The sequence below is a fragment of the uncultured Succinivibrio sp. genome (assembly GCF_902756765.1).
In the GTDB taxonomy this organism is placed as follows: Bacteria; Pseudomonadota; Gammaproteobacteria; order Enterobacterales; family Succinivibrionaceae; genus Succinivibrio.
In genome coordinates, this window is sequence record NZ_CACVSS010000187.1 from 1 (window position 1) to 2,225 (window position 2,225).

Sequence of the window (2,225 nt, forward strand, 5' to 3'; positions counted from 1 at the left end):
GAAAAAGGTTTAAGCTTTAAATCTCCTCAGAAATGAGGAGATTTTCTATGATTAAAACTCTTGTATAAGAGCACAAATTTTTATAATTACACAGGGATGTTTCCTTAGTTATGAGTGAAGAGCTAGATAACAAAGACGATTTTGTTAAGTTTGATGATGAAGTATCAGACGACAAAAAAAAGAGCGGCATTGAGGATGAGATTTCCAAAATCTTCAAATCAGCTGACTCTCTGATTGAAATACTGGAGAAAATTGCACCTCAGATCAATTCAGACAAGGTTGTAAATCCAGAGGCATTTTTAAAGATTATCAAGCCATTATGCATCAGTGTGGAGAATACTCTGCCAATGCTGATGGAGTGTCAGGATAATCTTGAATACCTCAAGGATGATAACTCTTTTGTTTTAAGACAGAAGATTGCTCATATTGAAGATGATCTTCTACCTCCAATTATTGAGTACATTAGAGCCCACGATAAGAAAGACTAACTGTTTGTTCTGAAAAGCCTCTTCTGTTTGTATATTAACTTTTACAGTATTTACTCACAGATAAAGAGAATTGCTTAAGGATTGTGGCTAACCTCATTTAATTGCCTGAATATTCTTGCTTTAGCTTAGGAAGAGTGTCAAAATCAGGTGTTAATTTGTTCCAAAAGGGAAGCATAAGGTTGCGGAGATAATATTAAAATGTTGACCGATAAACTGCGTGACGGTGCGCATGGAAAAGTTTTTAAGATAATTTTCTGGATTATTATTTTATCTTTTATTTTTGCGGGTGTTGGTAATTACCTTATCCCAAGATTGAATACCGATCCTGTTGAGATTGGCGATATCAAGATTTCTGCTAATCAGTGGAATTCAAGCTATCAGGATCAGGTAAGAGCTATGCAGAACCAGTATGGTCCATCTATTCACGATATGCTTGAGAATCCTGAAGCTGTTAAGGTTTTAAGAATGCAGGTGCTAGAGCGTCTGATTGATAATGCAGCATTAGCTTCAGAAACCTACAAGCAGGGTATTCGAATCGGTGACGAACAGGTTAAGGATGCAATCCGCAAGGAAAAGGCTTTCTTCAAGGATGGTAAATTCAATAACGATGTTTTCCTAGCCACTGTTAAAAATATGGGCTCATCACCTGATTATTTTGCTCAGCAGATGAGAGCATCTCTGGCTCAGGAAACTATTGCAGAACCTGTTTTAAGATCAGCTTCTACCGTTTATCCTTATGAGGTTGAACTTTTAGCTAAGCTGTTTGCTCAGAGCCGTGTTGTTGATTTATACAGCATCAATATCAAAGATATCAGGGATACCATTAATCTTTCAGATGATGAGATTAAGAAATTCTATGATGAGCATCATGATAAGTTCATGGCTCCAGCTACTGTTAAGTTCAACTATGTTGTTCTGTCAGTAAACGATTTAAAGAAGCAGGTTAAGGTTGATGAGGGCAAGCTTGAAGAATACTTCAATCTAAACCAGACTGATTTCACTATCCCTGAGAAACGTGAATGTTCACAGATCCTGATTAAGGCTTCAACAGCTGATTTCGAGAAAAAAGCTAATGAAGCTCTGGCAATGCTGAACGAAGGAAAATCATTTGAATCAGTTGGAGAGAAATACTCTGATGATGCTGACTTTAAGAAGACCCATGGTTCACTTGGAAGTCTTGAGAAGGGGAATCTGTCATCACAGCTTGATATAGCCCTGTTTTCACTTGAGAAGGTCGGCAGTTATTCAAAGGTTATCGTTGATAATGCAGGTGCCCACATTATCCGTCTTGACGGCATTACCAAGGAAAGAATTCCTGCTCTAGCAGATGTCAAAGATCAGGTTAAAGAGAAAGTTATCGATGCTCAGGCTCTTGATTTATACACCCAGAAGAGCTCAACATTTACTAATTTAGCTTACGAGAATCCAGATTCTCTTGATCTTGCAGCTGAAAAGGCAGAAGTTAAGGTTCAGCAGTCAGGTGCTGTAGCTTTTGGAGATGAGTCTCTTCCTTGGCCATTGAATACCCGTGAAGTTCAGAAGGTTGCCTTTGATGAGAATGTTCGTACCTCAAATCAGAACAGTAATATTATTCAGCTTGGTAATGATGCGTGTGCTTTCATCAATGTTACCGAGTACAAGGATGCAAGCCTGAAGAAATTTGAGGATGTTGCAGCAGAGGTTAAGACTGTTGCTGCTGATGCAATCGCTTTTGACAAGGCTCAGGAGAAACTTGAG

The 2,225-nt window shown here is 38.4% G+C and carries 2 protein-coding genes; both read left to right on the plus strand.

What is annotated here, in order from left to right; translation table 11 throughout:
• Positions 1-110 precede the first annotated feature (110 nt).
• Positions 111-488: a hypothetical protein gene (locus tag QZU45_RS12240; protein ID WP_074942452.1), complete on the plus strand. Its 378-nt coding sequence runs from the start codon at positions 111-113 to the stop codon at positions 486-488.
• Between the two features lie 198 nt (positions 489-686).
• The coding region (locus QZU45_RS12245) for a SurA N-terminal domain-containing protein (protein WP_295355692.1) at positions 687-2,225 on the plus strand (1,539 nt) is incomplete at its 3' end.